General features: G+C 71.3%; 12 protein-coding genes and 3 pseudogenes. 10 read left to right on the top strand and 5 right to left on the bottom strand.

Annotation, left to right across the window (positions count from 1 at the left end; translation table 11 throughout):
- The 7 genes and pseudogenes from E6U81_RS36015 to E6U81_RS35985 all read left to right on the top strand — a co-directional run.
- Positions 1–104: pseudogene (locus E6U81_RS36015) on the top strand (IS5/IS1182 family transposase); the annotation flags it as partial.
- Positions 105–342: 238 nt separating this feature from the next.
- Complete coding sequence (locus tag E6U81_RS36010; protein ID WP_136234217.1) at positions 343–1,809, top strand: ornithine decarboxylase; 1,467 nt, start codon at positions 343–345, stop codon at positions 1,807–1,809.
- 80 nt (positions 1,810–1,889) lie between these two features.
- Positions 1,890–2,699 carry an SDR family oxidoreductase gene (locus E6U81_RS36005; RefSeq protein WP_136234216.1) on the top strand — a complete coding sequence of 270 codons (810 nt, stop codon included), beginning with the start codon at positions 1,890–1,892 and terminating at the stop codon, positions 2,697–2,699.
- 188 nt (positions 2,700–2,887) lie between these two features.
- Positions 2,888–4,066 carry an amidohydrolase gene (locus E6U81_RS36000; protein ID WP_240804218.1) on the top strand — a complete coding sequence of 393 codons (1,179 nt, stop codon included), beginning with the start codon at positions 2,888–2,890 and terminating at the stop codon, positions 4,064–4,066.
- A 153-nt stretch (positions 4,067–4,219) separates the two neighbouring features.
- Positions 4,220–4,558, top strand: a complete 339-nt coding sequence (locus E6U81_RS35995; RefSeq protein WP_136234214.1) for a plasmid stabilization protein — start codon at positions 4,220–4,222, stop codon at positions 4,556–4,558.
- Between the two features lie 28 nt (positions 4,559–4,586).
- A complete protein-coding gene (locus E6U81_RS35990; protein WP_136234213.1) occupies positions 4,587–5,039 on the top strand; it encodes an SRPBCC family protein in 453 nt (150 codons plus the stop codon).
- A complete protein-coding gene (locus tag E6U81_RS35985; RefSeq protein WP_136234212.1) occupies positions 5,032–6,621 on the top strand; it encodes an NAD(P)/FAD-dependent oxidoreductase in 1,590 nt (529 codons plus the stop codon). The genes E6U81_RS35990 and E6U81_RS35985 overlap by 8 nt, the downstream gene beginning before the upstream one ends.
- A 368-nt stretch (positions 6,622–6,989) precedes the next feature.
- On the opposite strand, the gene E6U81_RS35980 is transcribed toward E6U81_RS35985, so the two are convergent.
- From E6U81_RS35980 to E6U81_RS35965, 4 genes and pseudogenes are all read right to left on the bottom strand, one after another.
- Positions 6,990–7,991, bottom strand: coding sequence for a PHP domain-containing protein (locus E6U81_RS35980; protein WP_136234211.1), 1,002 nt, complete (start codon positions 7,989–7,991; stop codon positions 6,990–6,992).
- On the bottom strand, positions 7,988–8,881 hold the full coding sequence (locus E6U81_RS35975) for an SDR family oxidoreductase (RefSeq protein ID WP_136234210.1): 894 nt from the start codon (positions 8,879–8,881) through the stop codon (positions 7,988–7,990). The genes E6U81_RS35980 and E6U81_RS35975 overlap by 4 nt, the downstream gene beginning before the upstream one ends.
- Positions 8,882–8,924: 43 nt before the next feature.
- Positions 8,925–9,567: pseudogene (locus tag E6U81_RS35970) on the bottom strand (NAD(P)H-dependent oxidoreductase).
- A 163-nt stretch (positions 9,568–9,730) separates the two neighbouring features.
- Positions 9,731–10,882 (bottom strand): aromatic acid exporter family protein, encoded by a 1,152-nt coding sequence (locus E6U81_RS35965; RefSeq protein WP_136234209.1) that lies wholly within the window; start codon positions 10,880–10,882, stop codon positions 9,731–9,733.
- A gap of 451 nt (positions 10,883–11,333) precedes the next feature.
- Here E6U81_RS35965 and E6U81_RS40255 point away from each other — a divergent pair, with 451 nt between their 5' ends.
- Positions 11,334–11,474 (top strand): hypothetical protein, encoded by a 141-nt coding sequence (locus E6U81_RS40255; protein ID WP_168714837.1) that lies wholly within the window; start codon positions 11,334–11,336, stop codon positions 11,472–11,474.
- Positions 11,475–11,568: 94 nt separating this feature from the next.
- Positions 11,569–11,966, top strand: a pseudogene (locus E6U81_RS41450) (DUF2267 domain-containing protein).
- 903 nt (positions 11,967–12,869) lie between these two features.
- Here the strand turns inward: E6U81_RS41450 and E6U81_RS35950 are convergent.
- Positions 12,870–13,427 (bottom strand): isochorismatase family cysteine hydrolase, encoded by a 558-nt coding sequence (locus E6U81_RS35950; protein WP_136234208.1) that lies wholly within the window; start codon positions 13,425–13,427, stop codon positions 12,870–12,872.
- 192 nt (positions 13,428–13,619) lie between these two features.
- On the opposite strand from E6U81_RS35950, the gene E6U81_RS35945 reads away from it, so the two are divergent.
- Positions 13,620–15,911: a catalase gene (locus E6U81_RS35945; protein ID WP_136234207.1), complete on the top strand. Its 2,292-nt coding sequence runs from the start codon at positions 13,620–13,622 to the stop codon at positions 15,909–15,911.
- Positions 15,912–16,002 lie beyond the last annotated feature (91 nt).

The following is a 16,002-nucleotide window of genomic DNA, read 5'->3' as shown; positions in this document are numbered from 1 at the left end:
TCAACCGGCTCAAGCAGTGGCGCGGCATCGCGACCAGGTACGACAAGACCGCCCAGTCCTACCAAGCAGCCGTCACCCTCGCGTCGCTCCTGATGTGGGCGTGACACTTTGACGACAACTCCTAGGCCCAAGGGGACGCCGAGCCGGCCCGGACGCGGAGAGGCTGCCGTATTCAGCTGCGCGGGCCAGGTTCAGCGCGCCGAAGGGTTTCCTCCCGGAGCCGACCGGCCGCGGCCGGCCTCAGCCACGCGCAGCCTCAGGAAGCAGGTGCGGCGGCCCGCGGGGCCGGCACGGCCGCGCGGCGGCCCGTTTTCGCTCGCTGCCGTCGGGCAGGCGCGGACCATGGATCAGTCGAAGGCACCCGTACTCGAGGCGCTGGACGCCTACCACGCCGACGGACAGACACCGTTCACACCCCCGGGGCACAAACAGGGACGGGGCGCCGATCCCCGGGTACGCGCCGTCCTCGGCGACAGCGTCTTCCGCTCCGACGTGCTGGCGACCAGCGGGCTGGACACTCGTACGTCCTCCCACGCCGTGGTGGAGGAGGCTCAGGCCCTGATGGCCGAGGCCGTCGGCGCCGACCATGCCTTCTTCTCCACCTGCGGGAGTTCCCTGTCGGTGAAGTCGGCGATGCTTTCCGTCGCCGGCCCCGACCAGAAGCTGCTCGTGGGGCGGGACGCCCACAAGGCCGTCGTGTCGGGGCTGATCCTCTCGGGTATCCGGCCCGTCTGGGTCGACCCGCAGTGGGACGCGGAACGGCACCTCGCGCACCCGCCGTCCGCCGAGGCCTTCGAAGCCGCCTTCGCCGAGCACCCCGACGCCCGCGGAGCGTTGGTGACCACGCCGACCCCCTACGGCACCTGCTCGGACCTCGCCGCCATAGCCGACGTCTGCCACGCCCGCAGCCGTCCTTTGATCGTCGACGAGGCGTGGGGCGCCCACCTGCCCTTCCACCCCGACCTGCCGACCTGGGCCATGGACGCCGCCGCTGACATCTGCGTCACATCCGTCCACAAGATGGGCTCCGGCCTGGAGCAGAGCTCGGTCTTCCACCTTCAGGGCAACCTGATCAAGCCCGAAGTGCTCAGGAGCCGTGAAGACCTGCTCGGCACCACCAGCCCCTCCGTGCTCGTGTACGCGGCACTGGACGGCTGGCGCCGGCAGATGGTCGAACAGGGGAAGAGGCTCTACGACGACGCGCTCGCCCTGGCGGAGCAGGTCCGCAGCCGGATCTCCCGGATCGAGGGCACGCGGGTCCACGGCCGTGAGGACTTCTGCGGGCCGGGCAGGGCGGTGGACCTGGACCCGCTCCAGATCATCGTCGACATCAGCGCGTGGGGAGTCATCGGCTACCAGGCCGCCGACTGGCTTCGGGCGAACCATCGCATCAACCTCCACCTCGCCGACCACCGCCGTATCAGCGCGCAGCTCACCCATGCCGACGACCACAGGACGGCCGACATCCTGCTGAGCGCCCTGACCGATCTGGCGGCGCATGCCCCTCAGCTCCGTACGGGCCGGCCCGTAGATGTGCCGCCCCCGTCCCGGCTCCGGCTGGAGCAGGCGGCCCTGCCCCGCGACGCCTTCTTCGGCCCGACCGAGCAGGTGCCCTGGAGGGAGGCGGACGGGCGGATCGCCGCCGAGATGCTGACCCCCTACCCCCCGGGGATTCCTGCGGCACTGCCCGGCGAACGCCTCACGGCGGACGTCCTGCGCTACCTGCGCTCCGGAGTCGACGCAGGCATGGTCGTCCCCGACGCCGTCGATACGAACGTCATGAGCGTGCGTGTGCTCCAGGACGGGTGACCCGGCGACCGCCTCCGCAAACGACGGCCGGCCGGATGCCGGGCCTGCCACGACCCCGCGACACCAGTGAGGAGAGGGAGATGACCGGCTCAGCAGACTTCGCGCCGACTACCGCGGTGATCACGGGCTCGGACTCCGGTATCGGGCGGGCCGTGGCCGTCCGGCTTGCCGAGGCCGGCTACGACGTGGGCATCACCTGGCACACGGACGAGCGAGGGGCGCAGGAAACGGCGGAAGAAGTACGTGCGCACGGCCGGCGGGCGGTGGTGTCCCGCCTCGACCTCACCGAGCTGCCGGACGCCGCACACATCATCGACGCCCTGGCGGACGAGCTCGGGGGCATCGACGTCCTCGTCAACAACGCGGGCACCGGCACGGCGACACCTTTCGTCGACCTGGACCTGACGACCGTGCGGGAGGTCCTGGACGTCGACCTCGTGGGGCCGCTGCTCTGCGGGCAGCGCGCAGCGCGCCGCATGATCGAGCAGGGCCGGGGCGGGCGGATCGTCAACATCACTTCCGTGCACGAGCACCAGCCGCGTGTCGGCGCGGGTCCGTACTGCGCCGCCAAGGCCGGGCTGGGGCTGCTGACCCAGGTGATGGCCCTGGAACTGGCCGAGCACCGGATCACCGTGAACGCTGTCGCCCCGGGGGAGATCGCCACCCCCATGACAGGGCAGGAGGACGCGGACGTACACACGGTGAGCAGGCCCGGCATCCCCCTCGGCCGTCCTGGGGATGCCCGCGAGGTCGCCGAGGTCGTCGTCTTCCTCACGGGCCCCGCAGCGTCGTATGTGACCGGCGCGTCCTGGGCGGTGGACGGGGGGATGCTGCGGATGGGCCCGATGGCGGGTTCACACCTCGACCGCAATGACTGGCGCAGACCATGACCCTGCACGCACACCCCTGCCGCGCCACCCGATCTGCTCCCTCCGCCACCTCCGCGGAGCGGTCCACCGCAGACCGGGAGTTCCTCCCCCGACAGCCAGGGCGCGTCCTCGGCCGCCCTCCGGACAGAAGCAGGCACGAGGAGACGGATGTGGGAGACGCCGACACGGCACATGGCCCTGCTGGGGTTCTGTACGCGCAATTGCGGCGTGCGTGCCGCCACCAGGCGGACGAACTGTGGGCGCTCAGCAGTGCCCTGCACGAGGACCCCGAGCTCGCCTACGAGGAACACCGTGCGGCCGCGCTGCTCACCGGCGAACTCCACCGGGCGGGTTTCACGGTAGAGCGAGGAGTGGCCGGTCTCGACACGGCCTTCCTGGCCCGCACGGCGAGGGGAGGGGGGCGGTGCGTGGCGCTGCTGTTGGAGTACGACGCGCTCCCTGATCTGGGACACGCCTGCGGGCACAACCTGATCGCCGCGGCCGGGCTGGGGGCGGCGCTGGCCTTGCGCGGTGTCCAGGTGGCGGGAGCGTTCGAGGGGACGGTGCTCGCCGTGGGAGCGCCGGCGGAGGAACGGGGTGGCGGAAAGGTCGCCCTGGCCGAAGCCGGCGTGTTCGACGGGGTCGACGCGGCGCTGATGTTCCATCCGGGGGTCCACGACTGGTCGTGGGCGCCGCTGACCGCGCAGACCCAGGTCCGGGTGGGGTTCCACGGCCGGGCAGCACATCCGACGGGTGATCCCACCGGTGGGATCGACGCGTTGGCCGCCCTGGTCCAGCTGTTCAACACGGCAGCGGCGGTGGGCAGGAGGCTGCCCCCTGGCTCGCACGTCCAGGGGATCGTGACCCACGGAGGCGTCGCGACCAACATCGTTCCGGCCTACGCCGAAGGCCTGTTCGGCCTGCGCGCGGCCACGAGCACCGCGCTGGACGCACTGGTCGCGGACGTGAGCCGCTGGGCCGAAGGTGTCGCGGCCGCGACCGGCACCTGGGTCGAAGTGACCCGGCTGGGCAGGGGCTATGCCCATTTCCGGGATAACGACGTCCTCTCGGACCGGTTCGCCCTGCACATCGCACGCGCGGGAATCCGACTTACCGAACCCGTCGGCGGGGTGTTCCCGGGGTCCTCCGACATCGGTGACGTCAGCAGCCGGGTGCCCGCCATCCATCCATTCGTCGCGATCCTCGGTGACGAGGGTTCGGACCACACCCCGGCCTTCGCCCGCGCCGCGGCATCGGACCGGGGACGCGAAGTGATGCTGGCCGCCGCCGAGGCCCTGGCCTGCACGGCGGCCGATGTCCTCACCGATTCCGGATTCGCCGCCCGGGCATGGGCCCGGCAGCACGAGAAGGCGGCGGCCGGGCTGTAGGCGACCGGTGGAGCCCGGCCGACGACAGCCGGCCGACACCACCTCGACCGGCAAGATCCGACAGAGACGGCCTGGTCCGTTTCGCGTGTAATGCCGCGTTCTGGGTACGCGCAGCATGACCGTGTCAGCACACCGTCGATGAAAGGTCGCGTCATGCCCCGAGGATCCAGCCCCAAGCGCGAGCGCCAGTACGAGCACATCAAAGAGTCCGGCGAGAAGCGCGGCATGTCCGAGGACCGGGCAAAGGAGATGGCCTCCCGAACGGTCAACAAGGAACGCGCGCGTTCGGGAGAGAGCAGCACCGCAAGCCGCAGCTCGACCCGAGGCAAGTCCCCCTCACAGCGCGGCGGCGAGAAGTCCGGTGGCGGCAGCGGCGGTGGCAGCTCCTCGGGACGCACCAAGGACGACCTGTACCAGGAAGCCAGGAAGCGCGGCATCGAGGGCCGCTCGACGATGACCAAGCAGCAGCTCAAGAACGCCCTTGGCCACTGACCGCAGAGCGGAACGAGGAGGAACCGCCGTGGCCGTCCGCCATCAGCTCGTCCGGTGCCCGCCGCATCGTGTGTGGGCCGTACTCGCCGACCCGACCCTGTATGGGGAATGGGTGGTCGGGCCCTCCGCATCCACCCCGCTCGACGTCACCTGGCCCGCGCCGGGATCCCGGCTGCGTTACACGATCCGGCTGGGCCCCTGGAGCGCCGAGGGAACGACGACCGTACGCCACCAGGAGGCCGGCAGGGAGCTGGAGCTGGAGGCGGCGTTTAAGTCGCTCGGCACGGCTCGGATCTTCCTCCAGCTCAGGCCGTGGGGCGAGGAGACCCTCGTCGTCTGCGACGAGCACCCGCTGCGCGGCCCGGGCGGCTCCCTGCACAACTCCGTGAGCGAGGCGGCGCTCCAGCTCCGCCACCGCGGCATGCTGCCCCGTCTGGCCAGGCTCGTGGAGCAGCAGCCCGGCGAGGTGCGCCGTGCCTGACGCGGTGGTGATCGGCGCCGGCCCCAATGGGCTGGTGGCCGCGAACCTGCTGGCCGACGCCGGGTGGAGCGTGGAGGTCCTGGAGACGCAGGAGCAACCGGGCGGGGCCGTGCGCAGCGACCGCGGGGTGCATCCCGACTACGTGTCGGACATGTTCAGCGCCTTCTATCCGCTCGCCGCCGCCTCACCGGTCCTCGCCCGTCTCGATCTGGCCGCCGAGGGCCTGCAGTGGAGCCATGCCCCCGCCGTACTGGCCCATCCCCTCCCCGATGGTCGGTGCGCGGTGCTGGAACGCCGGGTGGAGGACACCTGCGTCGGGCTGGCCGGGTTCGCCGATGCCGACGGCGACGCTTGGCTGGACCTGTACCGGACGTGGAGCCGGCTCGGGCCGGACCTCCTGCAGGCGCTGTTCACCACCTTCCCGCCGATCCGCTCCGGGCTGCGGCTGGCCGCTCGGCTCCGCGCCTCCGGCGGCCTGCGGCTGGCCCGGAAGCTGGCCCTGCCGGTACGACGCCTGGGCGAGGAGGAGTTCGCGGGGGAGGGCGGCCGGATCCTGCTCGCCGGGAACGCCCTGCACGCGGATCTGGCCCCAGAGGCGGCGGGCAGCGGTGGATTCGGCTGGCTGATGTCCATGCTGGGGCAGAGCCACGGCTTCCCGGTTCCCGTCGGAGGGGCCGGCTCCCTCACCGCGGCGCTCGTGAACCGCCTGAGGCGCCGCGGCGGCGTCGTGCGCTGCGGGGAGCGCGTCGCGGAGGTCGTCGTACGGAACGGCACCGCGGTCGGGGTCCGGACGGCGGGTGGGGAGAGCATCGGCGCGCGCCGGGCGGTCCTGGCCGACACCTCGGCGCCGGCGTTGTACGGGGATCTGGTCGGCGAAGAACACCTCCCGTCCCGCCTGGTGCGGGACCTGCAACGGTTCCAGTGGGACTTCGCGACCTTCAAGGTCGACTGGGCGCTGACCGCTCCGGTGCCGTGGACGGCACCGGGAGCGGTCGGCGCGGGGACCGTCCACCTCGCCGACGGTGTCGACGGCCTCACCCGCTTCGCCGCCCAGATCGCCGCGGGAGCGGTCCCCGACGAGCCGTTCGCCCTGTTCGGCCAGATGACCACCGCGGACCCCAGCCGGTCACCGGCAGGCACGGAGTCGGCGTGGGCGTACACCCACCTCCCGCAGGACATCGCCGCCGACGCAGGTCCCGACGGCATCACCGGACGTTGGGACTCCCGCGAACAGCAGACCATGGCCGACCGCGTCGAAGCCCAGGTGGAACGCTTCGCACCCGGCTTCCGGGAGCGGATCGGCGCCCGCAGGATCCTGGCCCCCGCCACCCTCCAGGCCATGGACGAGAACCTCCACAACGGCGCCATCAACAACGGCACCACCGCCCTGCACCAGCAGACCGTCTTCCGGCCCACACCCGGGACCGGCAGGCCCGAGACCCCGGTCAAACGGCTCTTTCTGGCCTCCGCGGCCGCGCACCCCGGCGGCGGCGTCCACGGCGCGCCGGGCGCGAACGCCGCCCGGGCCGCCCTGCGTCTGCACGGGCTACCGGCCGTCCTTCACCACGCCCAACGCGTCTGACGGGGTGCACGGAATGCGATAGCCCGTGCTGCATTCGCGTGTCCGCCCCCGCGTCACGGCTCGAAAATCGCCCGGGCGCCCAGCAGCGAACCGGGTACGAGCCTCTGCCCGGGCGGCTCGGGATGCAATGGCAGCCGCCACACGTCGCCGGTCCCCGCCCCCGGTCGGCAGCCTCCGGCCGCCCTGCGCCACGCGAGGGCGCCGTACGGGGGAGCCAGGGCTGCGGTTGGCGGTTGCTTTCCCCACTCCGGTGTCGTCCGTGTGTACCATGCCGAACGGCCGCCCTTTTTCGGCATGCCGCCTTCTCGCCCGGCCCTTTCCCGTTCGGCCGGACCGCGAGGCAATGGCTGAACCCGGTTGGGGGTGGCTCACCGCGATCCGCTTCTGCTGGCCAGAAGCTGTTCGAGTGGCCAGGTGGTGATCAGCCGATCCGCTCCCAGGCCGATCCGTGCCGCGCGCGCGTAGCCCGTGCTCTGCCAGTGGAGCTGTTCTGGGGCATGGGCATCGGTGTCCACGGCGAAGAGGCAGCCTGCGGCGGCGGCCTGCGCGAGGAGGTCGTCCGGCGGGTCGCGCCGTTCGGGCCGGCAGTTGATCTCCACCGCGGTGCCGGCCTCCGCGCACGCGGCGAAGACCGTTCCCGCATCGAAGCGCGACTGGGGGCGCCCTCGGCCGGTGATGATCCGGCCTGTGCAGTGCCCCAGGACGTCGACGCGCGGGTTGCGGACCGCTGCCACCATGCGCGCGGTCATCGGTTCGGGCTCCGAGCGGAGCTTGGAGTGCACGGACGCCACGACGATGTCGAGTCGGCCGAGGAGGTCCTCGTCCTGGTCGAGTGAGCCGTCGTCGAGGATGTCGCACTCGATGCCGGTGAGCAGCCGGAAGTCCGGGCCGGTCCTGGAGTTCACGTCGGCGACGGCCTCCAGCTGGCTCCTCAGCCGCTCCGGGCTCAGTCCGTGGGCGATCGTCAGCCGCGGTGAGTGATCGGTGAGAACGGCCCATTGGTGGCTCAGGGCGCGGGCCGCGTCGGCCATGTCCTCGATCGGGCTGCCGCCGTCGGACCAGTCGGAATGCAGGTGGCAGTCCCCGGTGCTCGCCGCCGCCAGGTCCCAGCCGGCTTGGGCGTCGGGGGCGGCTTCGGATTGCAGGCGGGCGAGGTAGTTCGGGATTGCCCCGGTGGATGCCTGGGCGATCACCTCGGCGGTGACCGGTCCCACCCCGCGCAGCCGCTCGGCCTGGGCAGGATCCACCGGGCCCGGAGGCAGGGCACGGACGGCGTCGGCGGCGGTGTGGAAGGCCCGCACCCGGTACGGGGACGCCCCGCGCCATTCGAGGAGGAAGGCGATCCGGCGCAGGGCTTCGTCCGGGGTCATGGCAGGGGGGTTCCGCCGGTGGCGTTGACGATCTCGCCGGTGATGTAGGACGCCTGGTCGGAGGCGAGGAAGACGTAGGCGGGTGCCATCTCCGCCGGCTGTGCGGGCCGGCCCAGTGGCGACTGCTCGCCGAACTTCGTCGGGTCGGGCATCGTCGCGGGGATGAGGGGGGTCCAGACCGGCCCGGGTGCGACGGCGTTGGCCCGGATTCCTCGCTCGGCGAGCATCTGGGCGAGGCTGTGGGTGAAGGAGATGATCGCGGACTTGGTCATGGCGTAGTCGAGGAGGTGCGGGCTGGGCTGGTAGCCCTGCACGGAGGCGGTGTTGATCACCGAGGCGCCGCGCGGCATGTGGGCCAGAGCGGCCTTGGTGAGCCAGAACATCCCGTACAGGTTGGTCTTCATCACCCGGTCGAACTGCTCGGTGGTGATCGCCTCGATCCCGTCCGGCTGGGCCATCTGGTAGGCGGCGTTGTTGACGAGCAGATCGATGCCGCCCAGCTCCCTCACCGTTTTGTCGACGAGGGCGGTGCACTCGCCCTCGTGTCGGATGTCGCAGGCGACGGCCACTGCGGTGCGGCCCGCCTCGCGGATCAGGCGGGTGGTCTCGTCGGCCTCTTCTGCCTCCTCGGGCAGGTGGGTGAAGACGACGTCGGCGCCCTCCCGTGCGAAGGCCAGGCAGACGGCCCGGCCGATCCCGGAGTCTCCACCGGTGACCAGCGCCTTGCGGCCGCGCAGCATACCGTGGCCCTCGTAGGCGTCCTCGCCGTGGTCGGGGCGGGGATCCATCGCTTCGGTGGAGCCCGGATGGTCTTGGCCCTGCTCGGGGAACGGGGGGCGGGGGTGCAGCGTCTCAGGGTCGATGAGCCCTGCGTCCTTCGGGTCGGTCATGGCATTCTCCGTCATGGTAGGAGGGCTGGGGGCCTGGGGCGGGTCAGGCGGAGGGCGGGTAGGCGGGGGACGGGTAGGCGGCGGACGTGAGCCGTCGGGTGAGGTGCGCGGTGTTCGCCGCCAGGGTCTTGGTGGTGGCGGCGGTCGTGTCCGAGGTCTCGTCGAGGTCCTGGTGGTCGGTGCCCTGCATGGCCTCGCCGACCCAGTGGGTGACGGCGTTCGGCGCGAGGGAGAATCCGACGTCATTGACGCCCTGGAAGAGATCGGCACTGGCCTTGTGCGCGCCGTCCTCCTTGCCGACCACGCATACCGCGGCGGCTTTGCCGTAGGTGGGCAGGCGGCCCTCGTCGTCGCTCTCGCCGGGTTCGGCGTCGAGGCGTTCCAGCACGCGCTGGGCGACGCGGGAGGGGTGGCCGAGCCAGATCGGCGTGGACAGGACCAGGATGTCGCAGCCCAGGATCGTGTCCCTGATCTCCGGCCAGGCGTCATCAGGCCCCATGTCGACCTCGACACCCGGCTTGACGTCGTGATCGGCGATGCGGATCACCTTCCCCGTCACACCGTGCTCGGAGAGCCGCCATCGTCTGCTCGGCCCGCAACTGCGAGCTGGACCGCTTCGGCGACGGTGACAGCGTGCAGACCACCGCGACGGCCCGCAGCGGAGTGGTGTCGGTCGTGGAGTTCATGATTCCCGGCTACCCACGCCACAGAGCGGCATCCCACAAATCCACCGGTATGAACCGATGGAGACGGGATGCTGGTGCAATGGGCGGGGTGGGTGGGCCGGGTCTGGTTCCTCGTGGCCGGAGGGCCGTGTCGGGAACGACCGACGCGCGGGGTGCTTCCGTGTCACAGGCCTTGCTCAAGGAACCGGCCGCTGTGGTGAAGTTCTTCGAGCAGGCGTCCAGCATCGGTCAGCAGGGTGCCCTGCAGGGCGGTCACTTCCGGCCACCCGTCCTCGGCGAGCAGGGCCTGGCGGGCGTTGTCGAGCTGGTGGGCGGCCTTGGTGAGCGTCTGGTTCAGTACCTGCGGCTCGGTGCGCTCCTGCCGGCCGATCTGGTGGATCGCCGCCGCCGCCGCGCGCAAGAGCTCCCCGTAGGCCGAGCGGAACGCCGCCGGCAGGATGGCGAGCTCGTTGCTGGAAACGGCGTGGTCGAGGCTGCGGCTGGCGGAGCGGAGATGATCCTGGCACCGCTGGCAGATATCAAGCGCTTCGCGGGCCCGACCGAGAGCGTCCGCGGACCCTTCGATGGCGGATCGTGGGTTGAGACGGCTGTTCTCCACCTCCGTGTCCACGGCCTGCCGGATCCGGTCGGCGTCCGAGGACAGCTCCCGCCACTCCCCGCGTAGGCGGTTGATTCGCTCCCCATCGGGGGTGTCGGTCTCGAAGGCGTCGGCGAGTTCACCCATGCGGCCTTCCACGCGGCGGAAGAGGTCGGCGACTGCTTCCTTGCGGTGGAGGGTGTGCCGGGCGGGAGCGAGGACCAGGTGGGCCACCATCCCGCAGGTCGCGCCGAGCGCCACGGATGCGACGAGGTATCCGATGTAGTCGATCTGCCCGAGCCCGGAGGAGTAGGCGAAGAAGCCGATGATGGCGACCTGCGTACCGTGCGCGCCCAGCGGGCGGAAGCGGCCCACCGCGAGGGCCACAAGCGTCAGCAGGGCGAAGGACCAGCCGTGGATCCCGGCGACGGCTGCGAGCAAGGCCGCCAATGCTGCCCCCACCGCCATCGCGGCCAGGTACTGCGCGCAGTCCCGCAGCGAGCGGTACACCGTTGCCTGAAGCGCCACCAGAGCGGTGAAGGGCGCGAACGTGGAAACCGTGGGTGGCAGCAGATGGCGGGCCAGCACCCAGGCGATGGTCGCCGCCGCCACGGTCTTCACGACGAGAACCAGGTCGTCGCGCTCGCTGCCGGAGGCTCGTACTCCGCGCCGCACGAAACGGACGGCATCCCGTACCGCTGCCCTGGCCGACGTCCACAAGCGGTTCCGTCTCGGCATCTTCACCTCCGGCCAGACGCCTGCCCCGGAGCGAAAGCCGCACACACGCGAGCGTGCCGAAGACACCGGGCGTCGCGGGCCCGGTACGGCGGTGGACCGTTCGGGTCCGGGAGGTTCATGCGCTCCACCGTTCGGGGCAGGAGCGACGTCCTTCGTGGCGGCACGCACACGGCATCCCGGCGACACCGGCCCCACGCCCCCCGAGGGGTCACAGGGCCCGTTGGTCGCGGGTGCTTTGGCGGAGCTGGTCGGTGTGCCGCACGAGAGCCTCGATGCGTTCGGCGAGGCGGGCGTCTCGGGCCGCAGATGGGCTCGGGCGGCGGCCAGGGGGTGCACGAGGCGGGCGGCGTCGTTGTCGGCGAGAACCGCGTTCAGCTCGCCGACTGCGTCTTCGGCGGTGGCGGGCAGACCGGTGAGGCGGTTCTCCGGCGAGACGACGGAGGTCGGCCGCATGGGCGCGGGCCCAGGTGGTTACGGTCCGGTCTGCGGCTCGGATGTCGCAAATGGCCTGGACGACGCCCTGACCCGTGAGGTCGTCCTGCAGCTCCCGCCCTCCTACGACCTGCTCTTCGGCCACCCCGAGCCGCTCTGACCGGTACGACTGGCTGAAGCCCTGATGAGAAAGGGACCACAGCACATGTACGCCCCGCCGCGGCCGGCCTGGCCCGCCCACCACGGCGTTCGGGCTGATACTGGAACGCGTCCGCTACGAGGGCGCCTACCCACCAGCGAAGCGCGGAAGAAGCCGTCCGCAATGTTCTCGGCGCGCTCGGCCGGCAATTCGCCGGCGACGGGCGGGGTCGGACTCGCCCACTGCCTGCCCGTCCAGGCCGCCCTCACCCTGACCGCCCAGATCCCCGCGCCGAAAAGCTCACGGGCTGGGGATTCGTCAGGGATCTGGCGGATCGAATCGGAGCAAGCCCTGCCGTCGCCCGGTGGAACTTCGGCGCTGTTCTCGCCGCCTTCACGCCTTGCCGGCCGACCTCGACCTCCTCGCCCGCCTCCTCCGCCAGCTCCCCGACGGCTACCCCTTCTCTTCGGACACGCGCAATTGCGCCGGCTTCAGCCCGTCCCCACCGTCTGAGCGGGGCTGGGGGCGTGAGGGGGCGGGGCCGGGGCCGCCGTCGTGCTCCCGGCCCCGATCTCACGAGGCCAGTGCTTGAAGACGTCGCCGAGTACCGCTTTGGCCCACAGCGATTCCCTGCCGTATCTTGTCGCGCTCCCGGGGGTGTGCCGCACAAACCGATACCTGGCTTCTGGCGGGATCGCCCCCGCACTGGAGCCGCTCCGTTCCGGGGCACGAGTCGTTGAAATCGGCACGGGCATCGGGGCCCTCGCGCTACGCCCCGCCGCCCGAGGCGCGGACGTCACCGCGGTCGACATCGCGTGGCCCGCGGTGTGGGCAGCCCGCCTGAACGGCCGGCTCCAGGGCTACTGCTGCGCGTCCTGCACGGCGACTTCGCGGCCCGCACCGTGGGACTGCGCTTCGACCTGATCCTGGCCAACCCGCCCTACGTCCCGTCCCCCGACATCCACGTTCCCACCAGTGGAGCCCGTCGTGGCTGGGACGCGGGCACGGACGGCCGGGCCCTCACAGACCGCATCTGCGAGGCCGCGCCCACGCTGCTGCGTCCCAGCGGCGTGCTGCTGATGGTCCACTCCGGGATGTGCGGGACGCACAAGACCCTGGAGCAACCTCGCCCGCCACGGCCTGGGGCACGCGTCACGCAGCGCGTATCGGTGCCGTGGGGGCCCGTTTTGCGTTCGCGCAGGGGGTGGCTGCGGAAGCAGGGCCTGGCTGAGGCCGGTGACGAGCAGGAGGACTCGTCGTCATCCGCGCCCAGCGCCGTGTCCGCCCACCTCGGGCATGGGCCCCGAGGAGCCGCCGCCGCTTCCTGCAGTGCACGCAGCCATACTCCCCGGCCGACCGATGGCCCGTCTGTGTCGCTGCCCCACCGGCTGGGGGAGCGCGTGCGGCAGTGCCGGCTCAGCCGGGGGGCGGAGGGAAATTGAAGGTGATCTCGTGGCTCGGGCGGATGTCTGCCGACATGTTGCGTTCCATCATGCGAAGGGCCGCTTCGGCCAGGTCGGGGTTGATGTGGGCGACTGCGTCGTCCGCCACAACGACGTCGAGATGGCGGATATAGGCGTCCAGGGCCGAATAGAGCACGCACTGCTCGGTCACCTGGCCGCACAGGACGATCCGCTCGGCGCCGAGCTGTCCCAGCAGGTAAGCCAGGGGGGTCTCGAAGAAGGCCGAGTGGCGGGCCTTGACGACGAAGAGAGAGTCCTCGTCGGGCGCGATGGGTTCCACCAGCTCGGAGTGCTTGCCGGCGAGCGCCGCCTGCAGGATCTCCCCGTGGTGGGACCGCCATCGCCCGAAGTTGTCGTTCACGTAGATCACTGGCGAGTCGCCGGACCGAGCCCGGCGAAGGACCGCTTCCACACCCGGCAGGCACGTGCGTACGGAGTCGACGAGCGCGTCTGCGTCCTCGTGCTCATAGGTATTGATCATGTCGGTCACGATGAGAGCCGTACAGCCCATGACGATCGCCTCTCTTCCACTCGGCGGCTGCCCGGGCCAGGGCGGCCCAACCCGGTTCCGCCTCTGCGCAATGCCTCCGCGGGGTCAGCACGGTCACGACGCATTCCGCCCGGCTTTCCGGGTTGGCGCTGTTTGAGCTGTATTGCATGGGGTCACACGTTTATCGCCCGGATTCCCTGCCTTGGAGCTGTGATGCCCGAGAAAAACCCGCTGAGGGCCGTGACCGACAAGATCGCCGACGCCGTGCAGGGCGGAGGGGCGCAGGAGGGCCCCGAGGAGGGAATTCCGGGCAAGCCGGCTTCTGTGTCTCCGCAGCTGATCGAGCCGGTGCAGCCGGTGGACCCGTTGCCGCCGAAGGCGGACCAGAGGGGACCGGAGACGGTGAGCCCGACCGGGCAGCCCACCGGCGACGAGCAGGCCAGGATGGCCCAGAGCGGCGCGTACCTCACGACCGCACAGGGCACCCGGCTCTACGACACCGACCACTCGCTCAAGGCGGGCCCGCGGGGGCCGGTGCTGCTGCAGGACCACCACCTGCGCGAGAAGCTCATGCACTTCGACCACGAGCGGATCCCCGAGCGCGTGGTCCACGCCCGCGGCGCGGCCGCGCACGGCGTCTTCCAGTCCTACGGCACCGGAGCCGCCGTCTCGAAGGCCGCGTTCCTCGCCGCTGACGCCGAGACACCCGTGTTCGTCAGGTTCTCCACCGTCCTCGGCTCCCGCGGCTCGGCCGACACCGTGCGCGACACCCGGGGCTTCGCCACGAAGTTCTACACCGAGGAGGGCGTCTTCGACCTGGTCGGGAACAACATCCCGGTGTTCTTCATCCAGGACGCCATCAAGTTCCCCGACATCATCCACGCCGGCAAGCCGCACCCGGACCGGGAGATCCCGCAGGCGCAGAGCGCGCACGACACGTTCTGGGACTTCGTCTCCCTGCACACCGAGGCAACGCACCACACCATCTGGAACATGTCCGACCGGGGCATCCCGCGCTCCTACCGGATGATGGAGGGCTTCGGCGTCCACACCTTCCGCCTGGTCAACGCGCAGGGTGTTACCACGCTGGTGAAGTTCCACTGGAAGCCCAAGCTGGGCGTGCACTCCCTGGTGTGGGAGGAGGCCCAGATCCTCGGAGGTGTCGATCCCGACTTCCACCGGCGCGACCTGGCCGACGCCATCGAGGCGGGCGCGTTCCCGCAGTGGGAGCTGGGCATCCAGACCTTCCCCGACACCCCGGAACAGACCTTCGAGGGCATCGACCTCCTCGACCCCACGAAGATCGTTCCCGAAGAGCTGGCTCCGGTGAAGCCGCTCGGCCTGCTGACCCTGAACGCAAACCCGTCGAACTTCTTCGCCGAGACCGAACAGGTCGCCTTCCACACCGGCCACCTCGTCCCCGGCATCGATCCGACCGACGACCCGCTGCTGGCCGGGCGCATGTTCTCCTATCTCGACACCCAGATCACCCGCCTCGGCGGCCCCAACTTCCCCCAGCTGCCCATCAACCGCACCCACGCACCCGTCAACGACATGCTCCGCGACGGCATGCACCAGATCGCCGTGCACCGCGGCGTGGCGCCGTACCATCCCAACAGCCTCGACGGCGGCTGTCCCTTCTTCGCCGGCGCAGACACCGGCGCCTTCATCGAAGTACCCGTCGAACTCCCCGCCGCGTCCAAGGTCCGCGAGGCGCCGGCCTCCTTCGACGACCATTTCTCCCAGCCGCGGCTGTTCTGGCTGAGCATGAGCGCCGTGGAACGCGAGCACATCGTCGCCGCCTACACCTTCGAGCTGTCCAAGTGCTACGAGCAGGCCGTCAAGGAGCGAGTCCTGCAGACGCTGGCCAACATCGACGGCCGGCTGTGCGCCGAGGTCGCCGCCGGGCTGGGACTGCCCGCACCGGCGGCCACCGAACCGCTCGCGGACGCCCGCCCCAGCTCGCGCCTGTCCCAGATCGGCCAGACCTGGCCGCTGGACGGGCGGATCATCGGCATCGTCACCGATGCGTTCGGCGACCTGGCCGGGGTGGCCGAGGTCCGTCAGGCCGTCCTCGACGTCGGCATGGTGCCGCTGGTGATCGCCCCCGTCGGCGGCCGCCTGGCCGGCGACGGAGATCCGGTCACGGTGCAGCGCACCTACGCGGCCGCACGCTCCGTCGAGTTCGACGCGCTCCTGTTCGCCGGCGTACCCGCTGCCGGAGCAGACGCCTACGGCGCCCGCGACGCCAAGGCCGGCGACCCCAGGCCCGCCGCCGGCGACCCGCGCGTTCTGGCGCTGCTCGCCGAGGCGTACCGGCACGGCAAGGCGGTCGGAGGCTGGAACGGCGCTGAACAGCTCTTCGACGCAGCCGGCATCCACAACGGAGAGGCAGGCGTCGTCATCGCAGGCGACGGCCCGGCCGCTCTGCGCCAGCTCGCCGAACTGATGGGCACCCACCGCGTCTGGGCCCGCTTCCCCGCCCCGGCCGCACCCCCCGTCTGACCCCTGGCGCCGGCCGGCCACGGCCGGCCGGCGCCCCGAGCACGAGGCGTAGGTGGCAGGAGACGGGGCAGGGGCTCCGTAGAAGCTCACC

The organism is Streptomyces sp. A0592 (genome assembly GCF_004795115.1).
GTDB lineage: Bacteria > Actinomycetota > Actinomycetes > Streptomycetales > Streptomycetaceae > Streptomyces > Streptomyces erythrochromogenes.
The sequence above is the reverse complement of the archived record's forward strand: the minus strand, read 5'-3'. Positions and strand labels throughout refer to the sequence as shown.

Bases quoted from the DNA above. Each gene is read 5' to 3' on its own strand.
- E6U81_RS36010 (WP_136234217.1), top strand. From the start codon at position 343: ATGGATCAGTCGAAGGCACCCGTACTCGAGGCGCTGGACGCCTACCAC.
- E6U81_RS36005 (WP_136234216.1), top strand. From the start codon at position 1,890: ATGACCGGCTCAGCAGACTTCGCGCCGACTACCGCGGTGATCACGGGC.
- E6U81_RS35995 (WP_136234214.1), top strand. From the start codon at position 4,220: ATGCCCCGAGGATCCAGCCCCAAGCGCGAGCGCCAGTACGAGCACATC.
- E6U81_RS35980 (WP_136234211.1), bottom strand. From the start codon at position 7,991: ATGACCCCGGACGAAGCCCTGCGCCGGATCGCCTTCCTCCTCGAATGG.
- E6U81_RS35975 (WP_136234210.1), bottom strand. From the start codon at position 8,881: ATGACCGACCCGAAGGACGCAGGGCTCATCGACCCTGAGACGCTGCAC.
- E6U81_RS35965 (WP_136234209.1), bottom strand. From the start codon at position 10,882: ATGCCGAGACGGAACCGCTTGTGGACGTCGGCCAGGGCAGCGGTACGG.
- E6U81_RS40255 (WP_168714837.1), top strand. From the start codon at position 11,334: ATGGGCGCGGGCCCAGGTGGTTACGGTCCGGTCTGCGGCTCGGATGTC.
- E6U81_RS35950 (WP_136234208.1), bottom strand. From the start codon at position 13,427: ATGGGCTGTACGGCTCTCATCGTGACCGACATGATCAATACCTATGAG.
- E6U81_RS35945 (WP_136234207.1), top strand. From the start codon at position 13,620: ATGCCCGAGAAAAACCCGCTGAGGGCCGTGACCGACAAGATCGCCGAC.